The sequence below is a fragment of the Streptomyces sp. NPDC015242 genome (assembly GCF_043079125.1).
GTDB lineage: Bacteria > Actinomycetota > Actinomycetes > Streptomycetales > Streptomycetaceae > Streptomyces.
On sequence record NZ_JBIBUF010000005.1, the window covers coordinates 614,734 to 638,425 of the forward strand.

Below are 23,692 nucleotides of genomic sequence, written 5' to 3' on the forward strand. Positions count from 1 at the left end.
GTTCAGGTGCGCCAGGGTGCGCCCGGGCGGACCCCGCACACGGCCTCAGCGGAGCCGGGCCACCCGCCACACGGCCAGGACGACCACCGCCGCCACCATCACCGCGTAGGCGAGGACGACCCGCCAGTCCGGCCTGCGGCCGGAGCCCTTGGCGGGCAGACCCGGCCAGGTGTAGCCGACGCGGCGGGCCGCCATCATGCCCCAGCCGGCCGCGCACGAGCAGATCAGCAGGCCGAGCATGGCGATCACGGCCCCGCTGTCGCCGAAGTCGAAGGCGAGCGGGAAGGCGAACATCAGGGAGCCGAGGGCCGCGAGGGCGACGATGGGCGCGAGCTGCCAGATGCGCAGCCGGCGCTGTGGGCGCAGCTCGACCTCGACCTCGTCCGCGAACATCTCGCCGGGCTCGGGACCGTCGTCCGTCACACCCGGCGTCTCGTCGGGCCCGTCGGAGCTGAGACGGTCCTGCTCGCGCTCCGGCCCGTCCTCGTGCTCCGGTCCGTCGCCGTGCTCCGGCACATCCCGCTCGGCGGTGATGTGATCGGCGCTTCGTGCGGTGTCGCGAGGGCCGGCCTCCATCGCCACGCGCCCTCCCAACTAGGACTCAACTCGGTCGATCGAAGCTCGATGATGGCACGCCGCCGAAGGACCGGATGACGGCCTGGGCGTCCCGATGCCATGACGTGATCAGGCTGTAACCGGTCGTTCGACCAAGGACAGTGCGAGCCGCGGAAGTTCCGTGCGGTCGGCCACAGCCCCACTCAACCAGTGCACCCGCGGATCGCGCCTGAACCATGAATCCTGACGGCGCGCGAAGCGCTTGGTGGCACGGACGGTCTCGGCCCGCGCTTCCTCCAGGGTGCACTCCCCGGCGAGCGCGGCGAGGACCTGCTGGTAGCCCAGCGCGCGCGAGGCCGTACGCCCTTCGCGCAACCCCTGCGCCTCCAGTGCCCGTACCTCGTCCACGAGTCCGGCGTCCCACATGCGGTCGACCCGGCGCGCGATGCGCTCGTCCAGCTCGGGCCGCGCGACGTCGACGCCGATCTGCAGCGTGTCGTAGACCGAGTCGTGGCCGGGGAGGTTGGCGGTGAAGGGCTTGCCGGTGATCTCGATGACCTCCAGGGCCCGTACGACCCGGCGCCCGTTGCTCGGCAGGATGGCGCGGGCCGCCTCGGGGTCGGCGGCGGCCAGGCGGGCGTGCAGTGCGCCCGAGCCGCGGAGGGTGAGTTCCTCCTCCAGACGGGCGCGGACCTCGGGGTCGGTGCCGGGGAACTCCAGGTTGTCGACGGCGCCGCGGACATACAGTCCGGAGCCGCCCACCAGGATCGGCCAGCGGCCCTCGGCGAGCAGCGCGTCGATCCGCGCCCGCGCCAGGCGCTGGTACTCGGCGACGGACGCCGTGACGGTCACGTCCCAGATGTCCAGGAGGTGGTGCGGAACTCCGCCGCGTTCCTCGGGCGTCAGCTTGGCGGTGCCGATGTCCATCCCTCGGTAGAGCTGCATGGAGTCGGCGTTGACGACCTCGCCGCCGAGCCGCTGGGCCAGGAAGACGCCCAGATCGGACTTTCCGGCCGCGGTGGGACCGACGACGGCGATGACGCGGGGGGCGGGGGGTGCGCTGCTCACCGCCCCAGTCTCGCAAACCTCCGACCCCGCTCTCGAACGAGTTACGTGACGCCACGGCTCCGGGGTCGTTGCCCGTTGCGAGGTTCCTGCCGCCGGATCACGGAGGCGGTGGCCCGGGCCGCGCAAACGGACGCACCGGGCGACGCGGGATTTCGCCCGCACGAGTAACGTATGGAGTGGATATGGGCGTTTTTGCACGACTTCTCCGGCGGTCCAAGGCCACAACGGAGGCGCCGGCCGCCGAGACCGGGAGCGACACGGCGAAGTCCGGGTCCGAGACCGAGGAGACGGCGGGCACCGCCGAGGCGAAGACGGCCGAGGGAGCGCCGGAGGCCGCCGAGCCGGCAGCGAAGGGCACCGAGGTCACCGACGGCGAAGGCGTCGACATCCCCAAGCAGCAGTCCACCGACAAGGCGGCCGACAACGAGGCCGGTGAGGGCGCCCGTACGTGACCGCCCCGCGCGAGGGAAGGTGAACCATGGGTCTCCTGGACAACGTGAAGGCCAAGCTGGGCCCGGCGAAGGGCAAGGTCTCGCACCTCGCGCAGCGGCACGAGGACAAGATCCAGCACGGTCTCGACAAGGCCGCACAGGTCGTCGACAAGAGGACCAAGGGCAAGTACAGCGACAGGATCCAGTCGGGCACGGGCAAGGCCAAGGGCGCCATGGGCCGACTCGCGCACCGGGACGAGGGCGCACCGCACGCGGGCGGCACGACCCCGCCATCGCACGGCACGACCCCGCCGGGGCCGGCCACCCCGCCACCGGGCGCGGCCACCCCGCCGCCGGGTGGAGGGACTCCCCCACCGGGCGCGACGGCACCGGGAACCGGGACGCCACCACCGTCGGCCGGGGCCGCTCCGCCACCCGCCGGGGCCACTCCGTCACCGGACGCGGGCCGTACGGCGCCACCGCGTGACGCGGGCGGCACCGCGCCGCCGGAGGACCCGCCACCGCCCGTTTCCTGACCCCTCGCCATTCACCGAAGGGCACATCGCCGGACGGCCGTGGAGCATCAGCTCCCGGCCGTCCGGCGTTTCGGTGCCCGCCGGGCGGCCTCGCGACCCGCTCCACGACCCGCTGCTACGACCAGGTGGCGACGGCGTACCCCACGCCGTACGGGGCGTCCTCGAACAGCAGCGATCCGCCGAGGCCCGCTCCCTCGGCCGCGCCTGCCAGGACCTGCCAGGGGGCCCGTCCGGACACCTTCAGCTCGCGGGCGAGCCGGGCGTCCAGGGCCATGAGGGCGGCCAGGTCCGCCGCGCCGAGCGCGCGCCCCACCTCCGCGTCGAAGGGAGCCGCCCGCTCGTCGAGATAGCCCGGGGCCTTGAGCGTCCGGCACGCACTCGCGTCACCCATCACCAGCAGCACGACCCGCTCGGCCCGGGCGGCGAGGTCCCGGCCGATCCGGGCGCAGTGCCCGGGCGCGAGCCGCTCCCCCACGCCCAGGCCATCGACCGGGGCATCGGACCATCCGGTCCGTTCCAGCAGCCAGGCGGCCACCGCCAGCGCGTACGGCAGCCGCCGTTCCGCGCCGGCGCCTCCTTCTCCGTCCCCGGCTCGTCCCAGCCGTACGCCGAGGTCGACGCCGAAGCCCTTGAAGGATCCCCGGGTGCCTTCCGGGTACGTCTCGGGCTCCGGGGCGTCCACCGGCCCGACCACCGTCAGCCGGTGCGGCCGGGCGGCGGCGAGCACCCCCAGCGCGTCCGTGCAGGCGGCTCGCGCGGCGTCCAGTTCCGGAGCGGCACCCGCGGCGACCTCGGGAACCAGCAGGGGCGGGCAGGGACAGACGGCGGCGGCGACAAGCATGATCGGCAGGGTAACCCCGGAAGGGACCGGTTCCGCACGCGGCGGCCCCGGCCCGGCGCCACCCGGCGGGAGCGCACCCCAGCCGTGGCGGGACCAGGTCACGGCCCTGCATGGGTCACGGCCGGACCAGGTGCAGGCCGGCTCAGTCGCAGCCGCAGCCGCCCGCCGCCACCGGCAGCGGCTCCGGAACGCCGACCCGGGGCAGACCGAGCAGGACGCCCGCCGGCTGTGAGGGCTTCGACGCCTTCTCGGCGTTGCGCTTCTCCCAGGCGTCGCCCGCGCGCGTGCGGCGCACGTCGAGGACGGGGCCCTCGGCGAGCAGGTGGTGCGGGGCGGCATAGGTGATCTCGACCGTGACCACGTCACCGGGGCGGACCTCCTGGTCCGGCTTGGTGAAGTGGACGAGGCGGTTGTCGGGGGCGCGGCCGGACAGACGGTGCGTGGTGTCGTCCTTGCGGCCCTCGCCCTCGGCGACCATCAGCTCCAGCGTGCGGCCGACCTGCTTCTTGTTCTCCTCCCAGGAGATCTCCTCCTGGAGGGCGACCAGGCGCTCGTAGCGCTCCTGGACGACCTTCTTGGGGATCTGGCCGTCCATCTCGGCGGCCGGGGTGCCGGGCCGCTTGGAGTACTGGAAGGTGAACGCCTGGGCGAAGCGGGCCTCGCGGACCACGTGCAGCGTCTGCTCGAAGTCCTCCTCGGTCTCGCCGGGGAAGCCCACGATGATGTCGGTGCTGATCGCGGCGTGCGGGATGGCGGCGCGGACCTTCTCGATGATCCCGAGGAAGCGCTCCTGGCGGTAGGAGCGGCGCATCGCCTTCAGGACCGGGTCGGAGCCGGACTGCAGCGGCATGTGCAGCTGTGGCATCACGTTCGGCGTCTCGGCCATGGCAGCGATGACGTCGTCGGTGAAGTCGCGCGGGTGCGGCGAGGTGAAGCGGACGCGCTCCAGGCCGTCGATCTTCCCGCAGGCCCGCAGCAGCTTGCTGAAGGCCTCGCGGTCGCCGATGTCCGAGCCGTAGGCGTTGACGTTCTGCCCGAGGAGCGTGATCTCGGAGACGCCCTCGGCGACCAGGGCCTCGATCTCGGCGAGGATGTCGCCGGGGCGGCGGTCCTTCTCCTTGCCGCGCAGAGCCGGGACGATGCAGAAGGTGCAGGTGTTGTTGCAGCCGACGGAGATGGAGACCCAGGCCGCGTAGGCGCTCTCGCGGCGGGTCGGGAGCGTGGAGGGGAACGCCTCCAGGGACTCGGCGATCTCGACCTGCGCCTCCTCCTGCACGCGGGCGCGCTCCAGCAGGACGGGCAGCTTGCCGATGTTGTGCGTGCCGAAGACGACGTCCACCCAGGGCGCCTTCTTCACGATGGTGTCGCGGTCCTTCTGGGCCAGGCAGCCGCCGACCGCGATCTGCATGCCGGGGCGGGCGGCCTTCTTCGGCGCCAGGTGGCCGAGGTTGCCGTACAGCTTGTTGTCGGCGTTCTCGCGCACGGCGCACGTGTTGAAGACGACGACGTCCGCCTCGCCGTCGGAGCCCTCGGGGGCGCGGACGTATCCCGCGTCCTCCAGCAGGCCGGCCAATCGCTCGGAGTCGTGGACGTTCATCTGGCACCCGTAGGTGCGTACCTCGTACGTGCGCGTGCCGCCCACTGACTGGCTCCGGTCGATGCTGCTCATGGGGACAAGGGTAGGCGGTCGGCGCGGGTGGGTCGGCCGCCTGTGGACAACCCCTCCCCGGGACCCCGCCGGTCCTCAGGGCTCGATGAGGCCGGCCCTGATGGCGTACCGGGTCAGTTCCAGGCGGTCGCGCATGCCGAGCTTCTGGAGCAGGTTGGCGCGGTGGCGTTCGACGGTCTTGGCGCTGATGAAGAGGAGTTCGCCGATCTCCTTGGAGGTGTGGCCCTCGGCGACCAGCTTGAGGATCTCCTCCTCGCGTTCGGTGATGGCCCGCTCCGGCAGGCCGTCGCCGCGGTGGAGGCGTTCCAGGTAGGAGCGGACCAGGGCCCGTTCGGCGCCCGGGTAGATGAACGGCTCGTCCCGGACGGCCGCCCGGCACGCCTCCACCAGGTCGCGGTCGGCGACCGACTTGAGGACGTAACCGCTGGCCCCGGCCCTGAGCGCCTCGAAGAAGTACTCCTCGTTGTCGTACATGGTCAGGATGAGGATGTGCAGGCCGGGCAGCCGGCGGGAGAGTTCCCGGGCGGCCTGGAGGCCGGTCATCCGTGGCATGGCGACGTCGAGGACGGCCAGGTCGACGGGGGTCTCGCGGGCCCTGGCCACGGCCTCGGCCCCGTCGCCCGCCTCGGCGACGACCGTCAGGTCGGGTTCGCCGTCGAGGATGAGGCGCACGCCCCGGCGCACCAGGGTGTGGTCGTCGGCGAGCAGGACACGGATCGGGGTGGTCATCGGCGGGCTCCTTCCGGCACCGGCAGACACACCGGCAGACGCAGCCGTACGTCGGTGCCCCCGCCGGGCGCCGGTCCGACGGTGAGGGAGGCGCCGACCAGCAGGGCGCGTTCGCGCATGCCCGTGATGCCGGCGCCCTCGGCAGCGGCGCCGGTGCCCCTGCCGTTGTCGCGGACGAGCAGTTCGGCGCCGCCCGGGACGGGCCACAGGCGCAGCTCGGCGCGGTCGGCGGCGGCGTGCCGGGCGGTGTTGGTCAGGCCCTCCTGGGCCACCCGGTAGACGACGAGTTCCGCTTCCGGGGTCAGGGCGGGCAGATCGCCGGTGACGTGGTGGCGCACGGTCAGTCCGTGGGTGGTGAACTCGGCGGCGAGCGACCGCAGGGCGCTGGCCAGCCCCAGTTCCTCCAGGACTCCCGGGCGCAGCCGCCGGGCGATGCGGCGGATCTCGTCCAGGCCGGCCCGGGTCGCCTCCTGCGCCTGGCCGACCTCGTCGCGCAGCTCCTCAGGGGCCCGGTCGGCCACGCGCTTGAGCTGGAGCAGGACGGCGGTCAGGGTCTGCCCGACCTCGTCGTGCAGCTCGCGGGCGATCCGGTGCCGCTCGCCCTCCTGCGCGGACAGCGCACGGGCGGCGCCCGCGGCCCGCTCGGCCTCCAGCCGGTCGAGCATCGTGTTGTACGTGGTGATCAGCCCGGCCGTCTCGGCGGGGCCGCTCACCACCGGGCGGGAGCCGGGGCGCAGCAGGTCGGCGGTGGCCATCGCGCGGTCCAGCCGCTGCAGGGGGGACAGGCCGAAGCGCAGCACGAGCGCGTTGCCGGCCAGCAGCAGCGCCAGGCCGCCGAGCAGGACGAGCGCCTCCCCGGCCAGGACGGGGGTGGAGACGGTGACGGGGCCGAGCAGCAGCGCGGTGGCCACGACCAGACCGGCGGCGTTGAGCGAGAAGATGCGCCAGAACAGCGACACGTTCCTGGTTCCGCTCCTCCCGGCGTCCGCGTCCGACACCTCCCCCCGCACTGTCTCCCGCGAGCGGCCGCTGCGTATATCCGTCACAACACCCATGTCGCCACCGTACGGCCGGATGACAGCATGCGGACGTGGCCCGTCCGTCGGCCGGCACCGTTCACGGCACCGCTCGGCACACGGGCACGGGCACAGCACACCGGACGAACAAGGGGAACAGACGTGTCAGCTCCGCGCCTGAGGGCGACGCCGCTGCCGGGCATCGGGGTCCAGTACGACCTGGAGACCCGCGAGCACCGCCACCTGTCGGTGATCGCGCACCGCGACGGGACGCGCACGGTGAACGTGTACCGGGCCGACGACCCCGACTCCTGCGCGCAGTCCCTGCGGCTGACCGGGTCCGAGGCGGGATCGCTGATCGACGCGCTCAAGCCGTCCCACCACAGCCCGAGCCTGCTCTACACCACCGACCTGGGGCTGGTCGCCGAGCGCGTCGAGGTGGCCGCGACCTCGCGCTGGAACGGGCGGGTACTGGGCGACACCCGGATGCGGACGGACACGGGCGCTTCGGTGGTGGCGGTGCTGCGCCGGGCCGAGGCCATCCCGTCGCCCGCACCGGACTTCCGGCTGGCCGGCGGGGACACGCTGATCGTCGTCGGCACGCGCGAGGGCGTCGACGCGGCCGCGACGATACTCGGGCGGGAGTGAACCGGTGCACTCCGCGGTCCTGCTGATCGAGTTCGGTTCCATCATCCTTAGCCTCGGCCTGCTCGGCCGGTTCGCCGCCCGCTTCCGGCTCTCACCGATACCGCTGTACCTCCTGGCCGGCCTGGCCTTCGGCGAGGGCGGGCTGCTGCCGCTGGGCGCGAGCGAGGAGTTCATCGCCACGGGCGCGGAGATCGGCGTCATCCTGCTGCTGCTGATGCTGGGCCTGGAGTACACGGCGAGCGATCTGGTCTCCAACCTCAAGACGCACTACCCCGCCGGACTCGTCGACTGCGCGCTCAACGCCCTGCCCGGGGCGGCCGTGGCGCTGCTGCTCGGCTGGGGGCCGGTGGCCGCGGTCGTCCTGGCCGGTGTCACCTGGATCTCGTCCTCCGGGGTGATCGCGAAGGTCCTCGGCGACCTCGGCCGGATCGGCAACCGGGAGACACCGGTGATCCTCAGCGTGCTGGTGCTGGAGGACCTGGCGATGGCGGTGTACCTGCCGATCGTCACGGCCCTGGTGGCGGGCGCCGGGCTGCTGGCCGGCAGCATGACTCTGGCGATCGCGCTCGGTGCGGCGGGGCTCGTGCTGTTCCTCGCGCTGCGCTACGGCAGGGTCATCTCGCGGTTCGTCTCCAGCGACGATCCGGAGAAGCTGCTGCTGGTCGTGCTGGGTCTGACGATCCTCGTCGCGGGCGTGGCGCAGCAGCTCCAGGTGTCGGCGGCGGTGGGGGCCTTCCTGGTGGGCATCGCGCTGTCCGGGGAGGTGGCGGAGGGCGCGCACACCCTGCTGAGTCCGCTGCGCGACCTGTTCGCGGCGGTCTTCTTCGTCTTCTTCGGGCTGCACACCGACCCGTCGAGCATCCCGCCGGTGCTCCTGCCTGCCTTGGGCCTGGCCGCCGTCACCGCGCTCACGAAGATCGCCACCGGCTACTGGGCGGCCCGGCGCGCCGGGATCTCGGTCAGGGGCCGCTGGCGGGCGGGCGGCGCGCTGGTCGCCCGCGGCGAGTTCTCGATCGTCATCGCGGGCCTCGCGGTCGCCGCCGGCGTCGAGCCGTCCCTCGGCCCGCTGGCCACGGCGTACGTCCTGATCCTGGTGGTCCTGGGGCCGCTCACCGCGCGGTACACGGAGCCCGTGGCGACCTGGTGGGGCCGACGCCGCGAGCGGGACCGGCCGGAGTCGGGGCCGGAGGCGGAGCCGGGGCCGACGGCCCGGGCCACGGAGACGGAGGCGCCGGTCGCCGACTGAGGTGCGGGGCGGGCCGGACCGGGCGGGGCCGGGCCCGTGCCGCCCGGCCGGTCCAGGCGGCAGCGGGGTCGGGCCCGGGGCCGGCCACCGGGTCAGCGCGCCGAGGTGCCACGCCCGGGTCAGGGCACCGAAGTCACGGCGCTGAGGACGGACGCCGAGGACAGGGCACCGGAGTCAGACGCCCGCACCAGGCTCCCACCCCTGTCTGCGCAGCACCCCGAGCACGTCCGGTGCCTCGTAGTGCTCCCCCTTGAGGACCTTGCCGTCCGCGCGGCGGGACACGGAGCCGTCCGGGCCGAGCTTGGTCATGTTGGAGCGGTGGACCTCGGCGATCACCGCGTCGAGGTCGATGCCGTGGACCAGGGCCGTGCCGTACGCGACGTAGACCACGTCCGCCAGCTCGTGCGCGAGCCGGTCGAGCGGGCCGGTCACCGACACCTCGGCGACCTCAGCGGCCTCCTCGGCGAGCAGTTCGCCGCGGTGGGCGGCGAGCTCCGGCGGGATCTCCGTCGGGGTGCTGCGGGCGTCCAGGCCGAAGGCGCGGTGGAACGCACGGACCAGGTCGGCGGGCGAGGAGCTCATGACGGCGACTGTAGTGGCCGCCTCTGACATCCCCGGCCCGCCCCCTGTGACCCCTGCCCTGGTCACGGGGGCGCCCCGGCTGGCAGGATCGCCCGCATGTCCAGGACGTTCCCGCGTATCGGCCGGCACCGGGCCCTGCAGGGCGGTGCCGCCGCCCTCGTGGTCCTCGGGCTGCTGCTGTGGTGGCTGCGCCCCTGGGCCGAGCAGCCGCCGGGCGGGGAGATCGACTTCAGCACCGGCACGCGCGCCGGGGTCTACCACGAGTACGGGGAACTGCTGCGCGCCGAGATCGACGAGGACATGCCCGATCTGACGGTGCGGCTGCTGACCAGCGCCGGGTCGCAGGAGAACGTCGCGGACGTGGCGACCGGCCAGGCCGACTTCGCGATCGCCGCGGCCGACGCGGTCGCCACGTACAAGCTCGACAACAGCACGGGCGCAGACCGGCTGCGCGGCGTCGCACGCCTGTACGACGACTACGTCCAGCTGGTCGTGCCGCCGGACTCGGACATCCGGTCCGTCGCGGACCTGCGCGGCAAGCGTGTGGCGATAGGGCTGCCCGACTCCGGTGTGCGGCTGATCGCCAACGGCGTGCTCAAGGCGGCCGGCATCGACCCGGAGAAGGACATCGAGCCCTCGTCGGACGGCATCGACACCGGGCCCAAGCGGCTGGGCCACGGGCTCGACGCGTTCTTCTGGTCGGGCGGCCTGCCCACGGACGGACTCAGCCGGCTGGCGAAGAAGTCGGCCTCCGCCTTCCGGTTCGTACCGATCGACGCCGACCTGGTGGCCAAGCTGCACGACCAGGGCGGTGCCACGCGCTACTACCGCGCCACCAAGATGCCCGAGTCGGCCTACCCCACGATCCAGCGCGGCGACCCGGTGCCGACCCTGGCGGTGTCCAACCTCCTGGTGACCCGCAGCGACGTGGACGCGCGGCTCACCGAGTGGCTGACCCGGACGGTGATCGACAGCCGCGACGGCATCGGCTCCACCGTCCACTCCGCCCAGCTGGTCGACGTCCGCACGGCCATCTACACCGACCCCCTGCAGCTGCACGTCGGTGCCCAGCGCTACTACCGGTCCGTCAAGCCGTAGGAGCCGACCTGGGCACCCGCACGGTCACCCGCAGGCCGTGCGGCTCGTGATGGTCGTAGGCGATCGAGCCGCCACCCGCCGCGAGCAGCGCCCGCGAGATGGACAGGCCGAGGCCCGAGCCCTTGATGTTCTGGTGCCGGCCGCTGCGCCAGAAGCGGTCGCCGATGCGGGCCAGTTCCTCGTCGGTGAGGCCGGGGCCGCGGTCGGTGACGACGACGGTGGAGGTGTCGCCGTCGGGGGCGACGGACACCTCGACGGTCTCGCCGCCGGGCGTGAACTTCACGGCGTTGTCGATGACCGCGTCCAGGGCGCTCGACAGGGCCACCGGGTCGGCCCAGGCGGTGGTCGGCGGGCAGTCGCCGACCAGGCGCACGCCCTTGGCGTCGGCGGTCGGGGACCAGGCCGCGACGCGCTCGGCGGCCAGCTCGCCGATGTCCGTGATCCTCAGGTCCGCCTCGGTGTGCTCGGCCAGCGCCAGGTCCAGCAGGTCGTCCAGGACCTGCGCGAGACGCTTGCCCTCCGCCTGGACGGAGGCGATCTCCTTGTTGCCCTCGGGCAGCTCGAAGGAGAGCAGCTCGATGCGCAGGAGCAGCGCGGCGAGAGGATTGCGCAACTGGTGGGAGGCGTCCGCGACGAAGGCGCGCTGCTGCTCCAGGACGTCCTCGACATTGTCGGCCATCTCGTTGAACGACCGGGCCAGACGCTGCAGTTCCGGGGGCCCGCCCGCGGCCGCGACCCGGGACTTGAGCCGCCCGGTGGCGATGTCGTGCGTGGTGGCGTCCAGGATCCGCACCGGCTTGAGCACCCAGCCGGTCAGCCGCAGCGCGGCCCCGACGGCCAGCAGCATCGCGGCGGACTCCCCGGCGCCGATGACGAGCCAGCCGCGCAGCGTCCGCGAGCGCAGCTGGTCGGTCGGCGAGTCGGTGAGGACGACCGCGACGACGTCGCCGTCCCGGATGACCGGCGAGGCGACCACCAGGTTGCGGCGCTGCCAGGGCCACACCTGCTTCGGGTCGTGGCTGCGGCGGCTGAGCAGCGCCTCGTCGAAGGCGGCGCGCACCTCGCCCTCCTGAGGCAGCGCCCACCTGGCGGGGGCCTGGGCCATGGCACGGCCGCTGCGGTAGAAGACACCGGCGCGGATGCCGTAGACCTCGTGGTAGCTGCGGAGCTCACTGCTGAGCGTGGCGAGACGCTCGTTCTCGAACGCGCCGGTGGTCCCGTCGGGCGAGTCGGTCACGAACTGCGCGAGGGCGGCGAAGCGCGCGGTGTCGTCGATGCGGTCGACGACGACCTTCTGCTGCTGGGCGCCCGCCAGGCTGACGGCGAGCGGCACACCGAGCGCGAGCAGCACGGCCGCCATCAGGACGATGAGCAGCGGGAGCAGACGAGTGCGCACCCGGCCCCGCTATCCGGCGGGCGCGACGAGCCGGTAGCCGACCCCGCGTACGGTCTCGATGAGGGCGGGCATGCGCAGCTTGGCGCGCAGCGACGCGACGTGCACCTCCAGCGTGCGCCCGGTCCCCTCCCAGCTGGTCCGCCACACCTCGCTGATGATCTGCTCCCGGCGGAAGACCACCCCGGGCCGCTGCGCGAGCAGGGCCAGCAGGTCGAACTCCTTGCGGGTCAGCTGGATCACCGCCCCGTCCACACTGACCCGGCGGGTGGGCAGCTCGATGTGCACGGGGCCGAGCCGCAGCTCGGTCTCGATGCCGCTGGAGGTGTCCTCGTGGGAGGTGCGCCGGCTGACCGCGTGGATCCGGGCGAGCAGCTCGCCGGTGTCGTAGGGCTTCACGACGTAGTCGTCGGCGCCGAGGTTGAGGCCGTGGATGCGCGAGCGCACGTCGGAGCGGGCCGTCACCATGATCACGGGGGTGCTGGTGCGCTTGCGGATCTTGCCGCAGACCTCGTAACCGTCCTGGTCGGGCAGGCCCAGGTCGAGCAGGACGACACCGAAGCCGTCGCCTTCGGGGACCAGGGCCTGGAGAGCCTCCTCGCCGCTGCGCGCGTGCGTGACGTCGAAGCCGTGCCGTGCCAGGACCGCCGACAGGGCGGCGGCGACGTGGTTGTCGTCCTCGACGAGCAGGAGTCTCACCCGGGCCCCCTTCGGTTCACTGGCCGTACGATCTGAATGTGTACAAAAACGCGTGCACGCGCGCGCGTGCACCCTGTGCAGTCACGCCGATGGATGAGGACGGCGTCAAGAGGGTTCCGGTTGCTGAGGGCTTCCGTTACCCGGCTGGTATGAGCGCTGCTCACAAGTGCTACGACATGTGTCCGATTGCTATCGGATCGTGATGCTCAGATTCCCCTCAGATGTAATGACGCAGGTCGTAGAGGGTTACTACTGTCCTCCGAAACCGAGGAGGACGGAGCCTGAGAGCGATGACCGAAGTATCGGTGGCCAAGGAAGATGTGGCCGCGACCGGAGAACTGGTCGTCCTGAAGAGCGTCAACAAGCACTTCGGCGCGTTGCACGTACTCCAGGACATCGACCTGACGATCGCACGCGGTGAAGTCGTCGTGGTCATCGGGCCCTCCGGGTCCGGCAAGTCCACCCTGTGCCGCACCATCAACCGCCTGGAGACGATCGACTCCGGCTCGATCACGATCGACGGCAAGCCGCTGCCCGCGGAGGGCAAGGCCTTGGCGAAGCTGCGCGCCGACGTCGGCATGGTCTTCCAGTCCTTCAACCTCTTCGCGCACAAGACCGTGCTCGAGAACGTGATGCTCGGCCAGATCAAGGTCCGCAAGAAGGACAAGCAGGCGGCCGAGGAGCGGGCCCGTGCCCTGCTCGACCGGGTCGGCGTGGGCGCGCAGGCCGAGAAGTACCCGGCACAGCTCTCCGGCGGCCAGCAGCAGCGCGTCGCCATCGCGCGGGCCCTGGCCATGGAGCCGAAGGTGATGCTCTTCGACGAGCCCACCTCCGCGCTCGACCCCGAGATGATCAACGAGGTGCTGGAGGTCATGCAGCAGCTCGCCCGCGACGGTATGACCATGATCGTCGTCACCCATGAGATGGGTTTCGCACGATCGGCGGCAAACCGCGTGGTGTTCATGGCGGACGGCCGAATCGTCGAGGAGGCTGCGCCCGACCAGTTCTTCAGCAATCCGCGCAGCGACCGCGCCAAGGACTTCCTGTCGAAGATCCTGCACCACTGACGGCACGCGTCGCGCCGGACGCGCACCGCGTCGCCCGCCCTTTGAGGGTCCGCATCTCTTCACCAGCCAAAGGATGTTCACGATGAAGCTCCGCAAGGTCACCGCCGCCTCGGCCACCGTCTTCGCCCTCGCTCTCACCGCCACCGCGTGCGGTGGTGACAACGGCGGCGACAGCGGTTCGGACGGCGGCGACAAGACGATCACGGTCGGCATCAAGTTCGACCAGCCCGGCCTCGGCCAGAAGACGCCGCAGGGCTACGCCGGCTTCGACGTCGACGTCGCCACGTACGTCGCGAAGAAGCTCGGTTACAACGAGGACCAGATCGAGTGGAAGGAAGCGAAGAGCGCCGACCGCGAGACCATGCTGCAGCGTGGTGACGTCGACTTCATCGCCGCGACCTACTCGATCACGCCGGAGCGCCAGGAGAAGGTCGACTTCGCCGGCCCGTACCTGCTGGCCCACCAGGACGTACTGGTCCGCGCGGACGACAACTCGATCAAGGCGCCTTCGGACCTCAACGCCAAGAAGCTTTGTTCGGTGACCGGCTCGACCTCGGCGCAGAACGTCAAGGAGAAGCTGGCGCCCAAGGCCGACCTGCAGCAGTACCCGACGTACTCGGCCTGCCTGACCGGCCTGCAGAACAAGGCGATCGACGCGCTGACCACCGACGACTCGATCCTCGCCGGTTACGCGGCCCAGGAGCAGTTCAAGGGCAAGTTCAAGCTCGGCGGCTTCAAGATGACCAACGAGAACTACGGCATCGGAGTCAAGAAGGGCAGCGAACTCAAGGCCGACATCAACAAGGCCCTCGAGGACATGGTCGCCGACGGCTCCTGGCAGAAGGCCGTGGACGAGAACCTCGGCCCGGCCAACTACAAGAACGAGCCCGCGCCGAAGATCGGTGACATCAAGAGCTGACGCAGCAGCTGAGGCAACGCCTGACAGGTGCGCCGCCCTTCGGGGCGGCGCACCGGGGCATCCCTATACGCGGAAGCGCGGGAGATCGTGTTCGACTTTCTGAGTGACTACGACATCCTGGGAGCCTTCTGGACGACGGTGCAGCTCGCCCTGCTCTCGGCCGTCGGCTCCCTGATCTGGGGCACAATGCTGGCGGCGATGCGCGTCGGCCCGGTGCCGCTGATGCGCGGTTTCGGGACCGCCTACGTGAACATCGTGCGGAACATCCCGCTGACCGTGATCATCCTGTTCACGTCGCTGGGTCTGTACCAGACGCTGAACATCACCCTCGGCGCCGACAGGTCGGAGACGGCCAACTTCCGGCTCGCCGTGCTGGGCCTGATCGTCTACACCTCAGCTTTCGTGTGTGAGGCGCTGCGTTCCGGCATCAACACGGTGCCCGTCGGACAGGCGGAGGCGGCCCGCGCGATCGGCCTGAGCTTCTCGCAGGTGCTGCGGCTGGTCGTCCTGCCGCAGGCGTTCCGCTCGGCGGTCGGTCCGCTGACGAACGTCCTGATCGCTCTGACGAAGAACACCACGGTGGCCGCGGCGATCGGTGTGGCGGAAGCGGCGCTGCTGATGAAGGAGATGATCGAGAACGAGGCGCAGCTGCTCCTCATCTCGGCGATCTTCGCCTTCGGCTTCGTGGTGCTGACGCTGCCGACCGGCCTGATCCTCGGCTGGGTGGGCAAGAAGGTGGCGGTAAAGCGATGAGTTCCCTGCTCTACGACGCCCAGGGCCCGCGAGCCAAGCGGCGCAACATCCTGTTCACGGTCCTCTTCCTGGTGGCCCTCGCGGCCGTGCTGTGGTGGCTGTTCAGCACGCTCGAGGAGAAGGGCCAGCTGGAGTGGGTCCTGTGGGAGCCGTTCCTCACCAGCTCCGAGCCCTGGACGACGTACATCTGGCCGGGCTTGCAGAACACGCTCAAGGCCGCGGCGCTCTCCGTGGTCATCGCGCTTCCGCTCGGTGCGATCTTCGGCATCGCCCGGCTGTCGGATCACGCCTGGATCCGGATTCCGGCCGGAGCTGTGGTCGAGTTCTTCCGCGCCATCCCCGTGCTGATCCTGATGATCTTCGGGCTCGCTCTGTTCGCCGAGTACACCAACGTCTCGTCCGACGACCGTCCCCTGTACGCGGTCGTCACGGGTCTGGTGCTCTACAACGCCTCGGTCCTCGCCGAGATCGTCCGGGCGGGCATCCTGTCCCTGCCCAAGGGCCAGTCCGAGGCGGCCATGGCGATCGGCCTGCGTAAGAACCAGGAGATGCGGCTCATCCTGCTGCCGCAGGCGGTCACCGCTATGCTCCCGGCCATCGTCAGCCAGCTCGTCGTCATCGTGAAGGACACCGCCCTCGGTGGTGCCGTCCTGACCTACTCGGAGCTGCTCGCCTCCGCGAACACGATGAGCGGCTACTACGGCGCCAACACGATCGCCAGCTTCACGGTCGTGGCCGTCATCTTCATCGCGCTCAACTTCGCCCTCACGTCGTTCGCGAGCTGGTTGGAGCGGCGGCTGCGGCGGGCCAAGAAGTCGACGGGTGCGGTGGTAGGCGTGGACGATCTGGCGACCGGAGGCACAGCGGGCGGGGGCGGCGCGGCCGCCTGACGCTCTCTCACCTCGCGTGACACACAAAGGGGCAGTGGCATGATCGCCACTGCCCCTGGTCACTTGACGCAAGCACCCGCAATAGGTTGCATACGTTCTGTGATCGTGCACCCTGCTCCACCTTCGTGTTCACCTACGTCTCTCAGGACAACACCACGGGCAGGGGGCGCCGCGCCGTGGACCCGGTGATCATCGTCGGAGCGGGGCCCGTCGGGCTCACGCTCGCCCTGGCGCTGGCGCGTCAGGAGGTGCCGTGCGTCGTCCTCGACGAGGGCCCGGGCAAGGACGAACCCCGCGCCGCACGGACCGTCGTCCTGCGTGAGGACACCGCCGCCCTGATCGAACGGCTGACCGACGTACCCCTGGACCAGGTCGGCGTCCAGTGGGCCGGATGGCGGTCGGTGCGGCGCAAGCAGGTGATGCGCGAGGTCTTTTTCGACGGCTCCGAGCCGATCCCGCTGCACATCGCCCAGCACGACCTGACCGGCATCCTGCGCGCCGCCCTCGCGGAGGAACGGCTCGTGAAGATCGCCGTGGACAGCCGCCTCGACGACATCGAACAGGAGCCCTCGGGCGTCACGGCCCACACCCGCGGCCCGAAGGGCACCTACTGGCGCGGCAGTTACCTGGTCGGGTGCGACGGCCCTCGCTCGACGGTGCGCAAGCTCCAGGACATCCGCTTCCCGGGCCGTACGGCGGTGGAACGTCACGCCGTAGCGGCCCTGCGCACGGAACTGCCCTGGCACAACGAAGCGTTGCTGCACCGCATGCCGCCGTGGCGCACGTCGGGCCCGTCGGCCGGCGAGATCAACGCACGGCCTCTGCCGGACGGCGTCTGGCGCCTGGACTGGCTCCTGCCGCCCGGTAAGGACCTGGTCACCCCCGAACTGCTGCTGACCCGCATCCGGGAGACCCTGGCCGGCTGGGCGGGCGGCACGACCCCGCCGTACGAACTCCTCGACACCGGCGTCCACACGGTTCACCACCGGCTGGCCCGCCGCTGGCGCGCCGACCGCGTCTTCCTCGCCGGTGACGCGGCCCACCTGCTCGGCGCCCTCGGCACGCACGGTCTGGACGAGGGCCTGCGCGACGCCGACAACCTCGCCTGGAAACTGGCCCTGGTCTGGCACCACGGTCCGCACGAGGCGCTCCTCGACAGCTACCAGGCCGAACGCCGCGCCGTCGTCGCCGCCCGCCTCCGCGCCGCCGACCAGGCACTGCCACTCCTGCGCGGCGGCGGAGGCCTGCGCTCCTACGTCCCCGGCTCGTCCCGGGGACACGACACACTCCTCACGGACGGTCACCTGGGGCAGGGCCAGCTCGGCGCGCCGGGGGCGTACGCCGATTCACCGCTCGCACCCGGGCCCCTCGAAGGGGAGGTGCCCGTCGACACACCGCCCGGAGCCGCGGTCACCGACGTCCGGGTCACCGCCGAGGACGGCACCTTCGTGCGGCTGCGCGACCGGCTCGGCCGGGGCGCGCTGCTCGTGGTGCTGATCGCGCCGGGTACGGGCGTGTGGGAGCGCAAGCACTGGGCCCGGGCGGGCATCATGCCCCGGCTGGCGGCTGCCGTGGCGGCCCTGCCGCGTCGCGCCGAGCTGCTGGTCGCCGAGAGCTATCCGGGCGCCGCCGCCCACACCGTGCTCCTCGTACGCCCCGACGGCCACCTCGTCACCGCACTGGGCGGGGTGCGCCCGGAGGACCTGCACGCGGCGGCCGAGGCCGCGGTCGGCGGACCCGCCGAGGAGCAGGCACAGGCGCAGGCAGGAACACAGGCGCAGGCGCAGGCCGGGGCGGGTGCTTCGGCCGGTTCGCCCTGATGCCGGCACGGGAGTGACGACCTCACTGTCACGGTGCGTCCGCATGGTGACAGTGAGTTGACCGGTCCGGGCGGCCATGGTGTACTCCGGTGCGTGACCGACACCTGTGTGCGCCTGTGGCGGAGGGTCCATATGGATCTCCTCCGCTATGCGGGCTGCGTGTGTCGCCCGTCCTGCTGACTTCGCTTTCCTCTTCCCGCGCGCGCCGCCCCCTCTCCGCGTCGGCTGCCGCGCCCTTTCGCGAACCCTCATCAGGATCTCCAGGACGGCACCCGTGTCTGTACCCCCTTCCGCGACCTCCTCTGCCCCGTCCGTCCGTCCGGCTCCCACGCAGGCGGACCTCTACGACTTCGTCCGGCGCACGGCCGCCGACAGCGCGCTGATCGCCTCCCTGCCGCTCGACCCGGAGGGCCGCACCTGGGTGCGGCTGGACGGCCCCGGCGGCAGCGAGGCCTGGCTGATCGGCTGGCCGCCCGGCACAGGCACCGGCTGGCACGACCACGCCGACTCCGTCGGCGCCTTCCTGACCGCGTCGGGCGAGCTGAAGGAGAACTCGCTCGCCGCGCGGCTGCCCACCGACGGCTGGAAGACCCTGGAGCTCACCGAGGGCGTGGACCGGCAACGCCGGCTGCCGGCCGGTCAGGGGCGCGCCTTCGGACGCCACCACGTCCACGAGGTGCTCAACGAGTCCCGCGACCGGCACGCCGTCTCCGTCCACGCCTACTACCCGCCGCTGCCGCAGATCCGCCGCTACAGCCGCAGTGGGCCGATCCTGCGCCTGGAGCAGGTGGAGCGGCCGGAGGACTGGCAGTGAGCGTCCCCGGATCCGCGCCCGGCGCGAACACCCCCGGCGCGGACACCCCTGGCTCCGCGCACGACGAGGTGCGACCTCCCGTCGGGATCGACGAGTTGCTGGAGCGCGTGCGCGCGGGTTACCAGCGGGTCGAGCCAGCGGAGGCGTACGAGGCCGCCCGGGCCGGTGAGGCGCTGCTGGTGGACATCCGCTACGCCGCCCTGCGCGAACGCGACGGGCTCATCCCGGGTGCCGTCGTCGTCGAGCGCAACGAACTGGAGTGGCGCCTCGACCCGCAGGGGAGTCACCGTCTGCCCGAGGCCACGAGTCACGCCCTGCGCGTGATCGTGATCTGCAACGAGGGCTACGCGTCCAGTCTGGCCGTGCAGTCCCTGCACCAGCTAGGACTGCACCGGGCCACCGATCTGGTCGGCGGGTTCCAGGCCTGGCGCAGGGCGGAACTTCCGGTGGAGTGAACCGGAGGTCAGTAGGAGTGAGGGGGGAGTACGAGGGCGCGTACGAGCGGGGGACGAGTCGGCCGGCGCCGGCTCAGAACTCCTCGCTCACCGGGAAGTCCGGGTCCTCGCCCTCCTCCTCCAGCGCCCGCCGGACCACGCGCAGTGCCATGCCCTCCGGGTAGCCCTTGCGGGCGAGCATGCCCGCGAGTCTGCGCAGCCGCTTGTCGCGGTCGAGCCCACGGGTGGAGCGCAGCTTCCGGTCGACGAGCTCCCGTGCGGTCGCCTCTTCCTGCTCGGAGTCGAGCTGGGAGACGGCCGCGTCGATCAGCGTGGAGTCGACGCCCTTCGTGCGCAGCTCCTGGGCGAGCGCCCGCCGGGCCAGTCCCCGGCCGTGGTGACGGGACTCGACCCAGGCGTCGGCGAAGGCACTGTCGTTGATCAGGCCGACCTCTTCGAACCGTGACAGCACCTCCTCCGCGGCCTCGTCCGGGATCTGCCGCTTGCGCAGGGCATCGGCCAGCTGCTTGCGCGTCCGCGGGGTCCCGGTCAGCAGGCGCAGGCAGATCGCCCGGGCCTGCTCGACCGGGTCCCCCGGAGGCGCCTCCTGCTCGGCCCTCGACGAGGAAAGGGCACCTCCGTCCTCGGCACCGGCCGCCTCACCGACGTCACGCCGGCGCCGCCCACGCCCCCGGCGCGTCCCGCCGCCACGCGAGTCGCCCCTGGGAGTGCCTCCCCCGTACGGTCTTTCCTCTCCGTACGGTCTTTCGTCCCCGCGCGGTGTCTCGTCCCCGTGCCGACCGCTGCCCCCGTGCAGCCGGTCGCCCCCGTACGACCCGTAGTCCTCGTGCGTGTCCTCCCCGGCCATGGCCGAGCCCGTCTCTCCTCCGGTGCCCCTCCCCCGTGGGGCACCGGAAGCGGCGTACTCGTACTCCGCCCAGTCGGTTCGTCGTGTCACGGGTCAGCTCTTGGCTGCGGCGGCCTTGGACTTGGTGGCCTTGGCCGCCGCCGGGGCGGGAACGGCCGGGGCCGCGTCGGCCGGGGCGGGGGCCGCGGCGTCGGTGCCCGGCTCGGCGGCCGGCGCCTCGGGACGCACGCCGACGCCCAGCTTCTCCTTGATCTTCTTCTCGATCTCGTTGGCCAGGTCGGGGTTGTCCTTCAGGAAGTTGCGCGCGTTCTCCTTGCCCTGGCCGAGCTGGTCGCCCTCGTACGTGTACCAGGCGCCGGCCTTGCGGACGAAGCCGTGCTCCACGCCCATGTCGATCAGGCCGCCCTCGCGGCTGATGCCCTGGCCGTAGAGGATGTCGAACTCGGCCTGCTTGAAGGGCGGCGCGACCTTGTTCTTGACGACCTTGCAGCGGGTGCGGTTGCCGACCGCCTCCGTGCCGTCCTTCAGGGTCTCGATGCGGCGGATGTCGATGCGCACCGAGGCGTAGAACTTCAGGGCCCGGCCACCGGTCGTGGTCTCCGGGGAGCCGAACATCACGCCGATCTTCTCGCGGAGCTGGTTGATGAAGATCGCGGTGGTCTTGGACTGGTTGAGCGCGCTGGTGATCTTCCGCAGGGCCTGGCTCATCAGGCGGGCCTGCAGACCCACGTGGCTGTCGCCCATCTCGCCCTCGATCTCCGCGCGCGGCACGAGCGCGGCGACGGAGTCGATGACGATGAGGTCGAGGGCGCCGGAGCGGACCAGCATGTCCACGATCTCCAGGGCCTGCTCGCCGTTGTCCGGCTGGGAGAGGATGAGGTTGTCGATGTCGACGCCGAGCTTCTTCGCGTACTCGGGGTCGAGCGCGTGCTCCGCGTCGACGAAGGCGACCTGGCCGCCGGCCTTCTGCGCGTTCGCCACCGCGTGGAGGGTCAGGGTGGTCTTACCGGAGGACTCCGGTCCGTAGATCTCCACGACGCGGCCGCGGGGCAGGCCGCCCACGCCGAGGGCCACGTCCAGGGCGGTGGATCCGGTCGAGATGACCTCGATGGGCTCCTGGGTCCGGTCGCCCATGCGCATGACCGCGCCCTTGCCGAATTGCCGTTCAATCTGTGCGAGCGCGGCATCCAGGGCCTTCTCGCGGTCGGTTCCTGCCATGGGTTCCACCCGATTTGCTTGAGTCGATCGCTTCACGTCAAAGACGCTAACGCCTGCCACTGACAATGCGCCTCGACGCACGTCCGGCCTGTGGATAACTCGGGCACTTCTCCACCCAAACTACGTCGAATCGCCCGTCGTTGAGCCTGGCCGGTGCCCCCATAAGAATAGATGTTCGATTTTCGTGTCAAGCGCACCACGCGGCACCCGCGGCTCAGGTCCACGGCTCCTGCCGGCCGAGCGGGAGTACCGTGCCCCCTACAGGCGCGGCCCATGCGCGGGAGCAGCCGGATGTGCCGGATCGACGCAGCGGGAGCGCAGCCACCGAGGCCGAGAGAGTGCTCTGCACCGTCCTCATGGACGGTGTCTTCCGCATGGGCCCGGCCATGTCGGCGGCCCTGCCGTACCTGATCCGCCTCACCGCCGATCCCGAGGTACCCGTGCGGTCCGCACTGCTGGAACTGCTGCTCGTGGTCGCGGAACTCTCGCACCCCGTGGACGAGGGCGACGAGCGCGCCGTCCGGCTCCTCGGCAGCGACCGCGACCACCCCGAACGCGCGCGGTGCCGCGCGGTTTTCGCCGACCACGCCGACCTGCTGCGCGCCCTGCTGGACGACGGGACGCCGCTCGCCGAACCGCTCCGTCCCGACGAGCGGGAGAGCCTGCTCCGGGCCGCGACCCGAGAGGAGGCACGGCTCGGTATCCCACAGGCACCGATGGCCGCCCCCAGGCACGGACGACATCCCCCAGGCACGGACGACATCCCGCAGGCGCGTGACGGCCTCCCCCAGGCGCCGACGCCATCCGGCGGCTCAGGAGCCGTCCGGTCCGGCTTCCTCGTCCGTGGGCCGCGGCTCTCCCTGCCGCCCCTCCCCCTGCCGCCGCGCCGCCCACAGCCCCCGCGCTCGGGTGAGCAGGCCCGGTCCCTCGCCCCGCCGGTGGCCGTGGACCCGGGGGTCGTCCGTGACGTCGTACCGCTTCACGTACGCGCCCAGGAAGGCCTGGAGGGTGGCGATGGCGGGGATGGCGATCAGCGCGCCGACGGCGCCGAGGAGCGCGGTGCCCGCGATGACCGAGCCGAACGCGACGGCGGGGTGGATGTCGACGGTCTTCGAGGTCAGCTTGGGTTGCAGCACGTAGTTCTCGAACTGCTGGTAGATGACGACGAAGATCAGCACCCACAGCGCGTACCAGGGGTCCACGGTGAACGCGATCAGCATGGGCAGCGCGCCCGCGAGATACGTGCCGATGGTGGGGATGAACTGCGACACCAGACCCACCCACACCGCGAGCACGGGCGCGTAGGGCACGTCGAGGAACTGCAGCAGCACGAAGTGGGCTATGCCGGAGATCAGGGCCATCAGGCCGCGTGAGTACAGGTAACCGCCGGTCTTGTTCACGGCGATCTCCCACGCGCGCAGCACCTCGGCCTGCCGGGCGGGCGGCAGGACGGAGCAGATGGTGCGGCGCAGCCGCGGTCCGTCGGCGGCGAAGTAGAACGAGAACAGCGCGATCGTCAGCAGCTGGAAAAGGCCCCCGATGACCTGGGCGGACACGTCGAGGACGCCCGTGGCGCTGTTCTGCACGTAGTTGCGCAGCCAGTCGGAGCGGAGCAGTCCCTCCTGGATGTCGACGCGCTTGAGGTCGGTCTTGAAGTGCGCGTTGACCCAGTTGATGACGGAGTCGAGGTAGTCCGGGAACCCTTCGACCATCTTGATGATCTGGCCGGCGAGCATGGACCCGAGGAGCGTGACGAATCCCGCAGCCACGATCACCACGCCGATGAACACGACGAACGCGGCGAACCCCCGGCGCATGCCGCGCGAGGCCATCCAGCTCACCGCGGGCTCGATGGCGAGAGCCAGGAAGAACGCGATGAGGACGTTGATCAGCAGGCCGGTGAGCTGGTGGAACGCCCAGCTGCCGAGCTGGAAGACGGCGACGAGCGCGAGCGCGAGCACCATGGCGCGCGGCAGCCAGCGCGGCATGCGGCCGTTCGGCCCGGCGGCCCCGCCGGCGGGGGGCCGGGTGGGCGGCGTCGTGCCGAACGGGGATGACTGCGGGGCTGTCTGCCCGGTCTCGTCAGTGGGTGCCACGGACCAAGTCTCGCCCACGCCACCGACAGCCGTCCGCCCGCCTGCGATCTTCGTGTCGGACCGGCGACCGGCGCGGCCCGGCGGCAGGGGTCAGCGCTTCTCCCGGGGCACGTCCATCACCGAGCAGACCACCTGCCATACATCCTTGGCCGCCCAGCCGGACTCCAGCGCCTCGTTCACCGTGCGCCCGCCCAGCTCGGACATCACGTGGTCGCGCGCGAAGGTGTCGGCGTAGCCCGGACCGAAGTGCTCCGCCATCCGCTGCCAGAAGACCGTCAACCGCATGACTCCAGTATCCCGCC

26 protein-coding genes are annotated in these 23,692 nt (G+C 71.7%); 13 read left to right on the top strand and 13 right to left on the bottom strand.

Translation table 11 applies throughout. From position 1 onward, the window contains the following. Nucleotides 1-45: 45 nt before the first annotated feature. Entirely contained in the window at nucleotides 46-576 is a 531-nt protein-coding gene (locus ACF07N_RS20335) for a hypothetical protein (RefSeq protein ID WP_392114846.1), read from the bottom strand. A 108-nt stretch (nucleotides 577-684) separates the two neighbouring features. Further along, nucleotides 685-1,623, bottom strand: coding sequence for a tRNA (adenosine(37)-N6)-dimethylallyltransferase MiaA (miaA, locus tag ACF07N_RS20340; RefSeq protein WP_383330815.1), 939 nt, complete (start codon nucleotides 1,621-1,623; stop codon nucleotides 685-687). 182 nt (nucleotides 1,624-1,805) lie between these two features. Between miaA and ACF07N_RS20345 the strand changes: the two genes are divergently transcribed. Together ACF07N_RS20345 and ACF07N_RS20350 are read left to right on the top strand one after the other, a co-directional pair. Continuing rightward, nucleotides 1,806-2,075 carry a hypothetical protein gene (locus ACF07N_RS20345; protein ID WP_383588103.1) on the top strand — a complete coding sequence of 90 codons (270 nt, stop codon included), beginning with the start codon at nucleotides 1,806-1,808 and terminating at the stop codon, nucleotides 2,073-2,075. Between the two features lie 26 nt (nucleotides 2,076-2,101). Next, nucleotides 2,102-2,590, top strand: a complete 489-nt coding sequence (locus ACF07N_RS20350; RefSeq protein ID WP_392114731.1) for an antitoxin — start codon at nucleotides 2,102-2,104, stop codon at nucleotides 2,588-2,590. Nucleotides 2,591-2,705: 115 nt separating this feature from the next. Here ACF07N_RS20350 and ACF07N_RS20355 read toward each other — a convergent pair whose 3' ends face one another. The 4 genes from ACF07N_RS20355 to ACF07N_RS20370 all read right to left on the bottom strand — a co-directional run bounded on the left by ACF07N_RS20355 (nucleotide 2,706) and on the right by ACF07N_RS20370 (nucleotide 6,884). After that, a complete protein-coding gene (locus ACF07N_RS20355; RefSeq protein ID WP_392114734.1) occupies nucleotides 2,706-3,431 on the bottom strand; it encodes a class III extradiol dioxygenase subunit B-like domain-containing protein in 726 nt (241 codons plus the stop codon). A 142-nt stretch (nucleotides 3,432-3,573) separates the two neighbouring features. Then, complete coding sequence (gene miaB, locus ACF07N_RS20360) at nucleotides 3,574-5,100, bottom strand: tRNA (N6-isopentenyl adenosine(37)-C2)-methylthiotransferase MiaB (RefSeq protein WP_392114737.1); 1,527 nt, start codon at nucleotides 5,098-5,100, stop codon at nucleotides 3,574-3,576. A 75-nt stretch (nucleotides 5,101-5,175) separates the two neighbouring features. Further along, entirely contained in the window at nucleotides 5,176-5,829 is a 654-nt protein-coding gene (locus ACF07N_RS20365) for a response regulator (RefSeq protein ID WP_392114740.1), read from the bottom strand. Continuing rightward, nucleotides 5,826-6,884: a sensor histidine kinase gene (locus ACF07N_RS20370; protein WP_392114743.1), complete on the bottom strand. Its 1,059-nt coding sequence runs from the start codon at nucleotides 6,882-6,884 to the stop codon at nucleotides 5,826-5,828. Before ACF07N_RS20370 ends, ACF07N_RS20365 begins: the two co-directional genes overlap by 4 nt. Before the next feature lie 123 nt (nucleotides 6,885-7,007). Between ACF07N_RS20370 and ACF07N_RS20375 the strand changes: the two genes are divergently transcribed. Both ACF07N_RS20375 and ACF07N_RS20380 read left to right on the top strand, forming a co-directional pair. After that, the gene (locus ACF07N_RS20375; protein WP_383330836.1) at nucleotides 7,008-7,493 is read left to right on the top strand and encodes a cation:proton antiporter regulatory subunit; all 486 of its coding nucleotides are present in this window, start codon (nucleotides 7,008-7,010) and stop codon (nucleotides 7,491-7,493) included. Nucleotides 7,494-7,497: 4 nt separating this feature from the next. Beyond that, entirely contained in the window at nucleotides 7,498-8,739 is a 1,242-nt protein-coding gene (locus ACF07N_RS20380) for a cation:proton antiporter (protein ID WP_392114746.1), read from the top strand. A gap of 174 nt (nucleotides 8,740-8,913) precedes the next feature. Here ACF07N_RS20380 and ACF07N_RS20385 read toward each other — a convergent pair whose 3' ends face one another. Beyond that, entirely contained in the window at nucleotides 8,914-9,321 is a 408-nt protein-coding gene (locus tag ACF07N_RS20385) for a MazG nucleotide pyrophosphohydrolase domain-containing protein (RefSeq protein WP_392114749.1), read from the bottom strand. Nucleotides 9,322-9,417: 96 nt separating this feature from the next. On the opposite strand from ACF07N_RS20385, the gene ACF07N_RS20390 reads away from it, so the two are divergent. Further along, the gene (locus ACF07N_RS20390) at nucleotides 9,418-10,419 is read left to right on the top strand and encodes a TAXI family TRAP transporter solute-binding subunit (protein WP_392114752.1); all 1,002 of its coding nucleotides are present in this window, start codon (nucleotides 9,418-9,420) and stop codon (nucleotides 10,417-10,419) included. Here ACF07N_RS20390 and ACF07N_RS20395 read toward each other — a convergent pair. Both ACF07N_RS20395 and ACF07N_RS20400 read right to left on the bottom strand, forming a co-directional pair. Next, on the bottom strand, nucleotides 10,409-11,815 hold the full coding sequence (locus ACF07N_RS20395) for an ATP-binding protein (protein WP_383330848.1): 1,407 nt from the start codon (nucleotides 11,813-11,815) through the stop codon (nucleotides 10,409-10,411). The two genes, ACF07N_RS20390 and ACF07N_RS20395, sit on opposite strands and share 11 nt — an antisense overlap. Before the next feature lie 9 nt (nucleotides 11,816-11,824). Next, on the bottom strand, nucleotides 11,825-12,511 hold the full coding sequence (locus ACF07N_RS20400) for a response regulator transcription factor (protein ID WP_094053833.1): 687 nt from the start codon (nucleotides 12,509-12,511) through the stop codon (nucleotides 11,825-11,827). Between the two features lie 290 nt (nucleotides 12,512-12,801). Between ACF07N_RS20400 and ACF07N_RS20405 the strand changes: the two genes are divergently transcribed. The 8 genes from ACF07N_RS20405 (at nucleotide 12,802) to ACF07N_RS20440 (ending at nucleotide 19,229) form a co-directional block, all read left to right on the top strand. Continuing rightward, a complete protein-coding gene (locus tag ACF07N_RS20405) occupies nucleotides 12,802-13,578 on the top strand; it encodes an amino acid ABC transporter ATP-binding protein (RefSeq protein WP_094053832.1) in 777 nt (258 codons plus the stop codon). A gap of 82 nt (nucleotides 13,579-13,660) precedes the next feature. Then, nucleotides 13,661-14,497: a glutamate ABC transporter substrate-binding protein gene (locus ACF07N_RS20410; RefSeq protein ID WP_392114757.1), complete on the top strand. Its 837-nt coding sequence runs from the start codon at nucleotides 13,661-13,663 to the stop codon at nucleotides 14,495-14,497. Nucleotides 14,498-14,584: 87 nt separating this feature from the next. Continuing rightward, entirely contained in the window at nucleotides 14,585-15,250 is a 666-nt protein-coding gene (locus ACF07N_RS20415; protein ID WP_392114760.1) for an amino acid ABC transporter permease, read from the top strand. Continuing rightward, entirely contained in the window at nucleotides 15,247-16,140 is an 894-nt protein-coding gene (locus ACF07N_RS20420) for an amino acid ABC transporter permease (RefSeq protein ID WP_392114763.1), read from the top strand. The genes ACF07N_RS20415 and ACF07N_RS20420 overlap by 4 nt, the downstream gene beginning before the upstream one ends. Nucleotides 16,141-16,316: 176 nt before the next feature. Next, the gene (locus tag ACF07N_RS20425) at nucleotides 16,317-17,960 is read left to right on the top strand and encodes an FAD-dependent monooxygenase (protein ID WP_392114849.1); all 1,644 of its coding nucleotides are present in this window, start codon (nucleotides 16,317-16,319) and stop codon (nucleotides 17,958-17,960) included. Nucleotides 17,961-18,068: 108 nt separating this feature from the next. Next, entirely contained in the window at nucleotides 18,069-18,140 is a 72-nt protein-coding gene (locus ACF07N_RS20430) for a putative leader peptide (RefSeq protein WP_310851512.1), read from the top strand. Between the two features lie 94 nt (nucleotides 18,141-18,234). Beyond that, nucleotides 18,235-18,774 (top strand): cysteine dioxygenase, encoded by a 540-nt coding sequence (locus tag ACF07N_RS20435; RefSeq protein ID WP_392114766.1) that lies wholly within the window; start codon nucleotides 18,235-18,237, stop codon nucleotides 18,772-18,774. A 68-nt stretch (nucleotides 18,775-18,842) separates the two neighbouring features. Further along, nucleotides 18,843-19,229: a rhodanese-like domain-containing protein gene (locus ACF07N_RS20440; protein ID WP_383339215.1), complete on the top strand. Its 387-nt coding sequence runs from the start codon at nucleotides 18,843-18,845 to the stop codon at nucleotides 19,227-19,229. A gap of 73 nt (nucleotides 19,230-19,302) precedes the next feature. On the opposite strand, the gene recX is transcribed toward ACF07N_RS20440, so the two are convergent. From recX to ACF07N_RS20460, 4 genes are all read right to left on the bottom strand, one after another. Next, nucleotides 19,303-20,166 (bottom strand): recombination regulator RecX, encoded by an 864-nt coding sequence (gene recX, locus ACF07N_RS20445; protein WP_392114769.1) that lies wholly within the window; start codon nucleotides 20,164-20,166, stop codon nucleotides 19,303-19,305. A 3-nt stretch (nucleotides 20,167-20,169) separates the two neighbouring features. After that, nucleotides 20,170-21,294, bottom strand: a complete 1,125-nt coding sequence (recA, locus tag ACF07N_RS20450) for a recombinase RecA (RefSeq protein WP_383330868.1) — start codon at nucleotides 21,292-21,294, stop codon at nucleotides 20,170-20,172. An 812-nt stretch (nucleotides 21,295-22,106) separates the two neighbouring features. Further along, entirely contained in the window at nucleotides 22,107-23,390 is a 1,284-nt protein-coding gene (locus tag ACF07N_RS20455; protein WP_392114772.1) for an AI-2E family transporter, read from the bottom strand. A 90-nt stretch (nucleotides 23,391-23,480) separates the two neighbouring features. Beyond that, nucleotides 23,481-23,675, bottom strand: a complete 195-nt coding sequence (locus ACF07N_RS20460) for a DUF3046 domain-containing protein (protein ID WP_383330877.1) — start codon at nucleotides 23,673-23,675, stop codon at nucleotides 23,481-23,483. Between the last annotated feature and the right edge of the window lie 17 nt (nucleotides 23,676-23,692).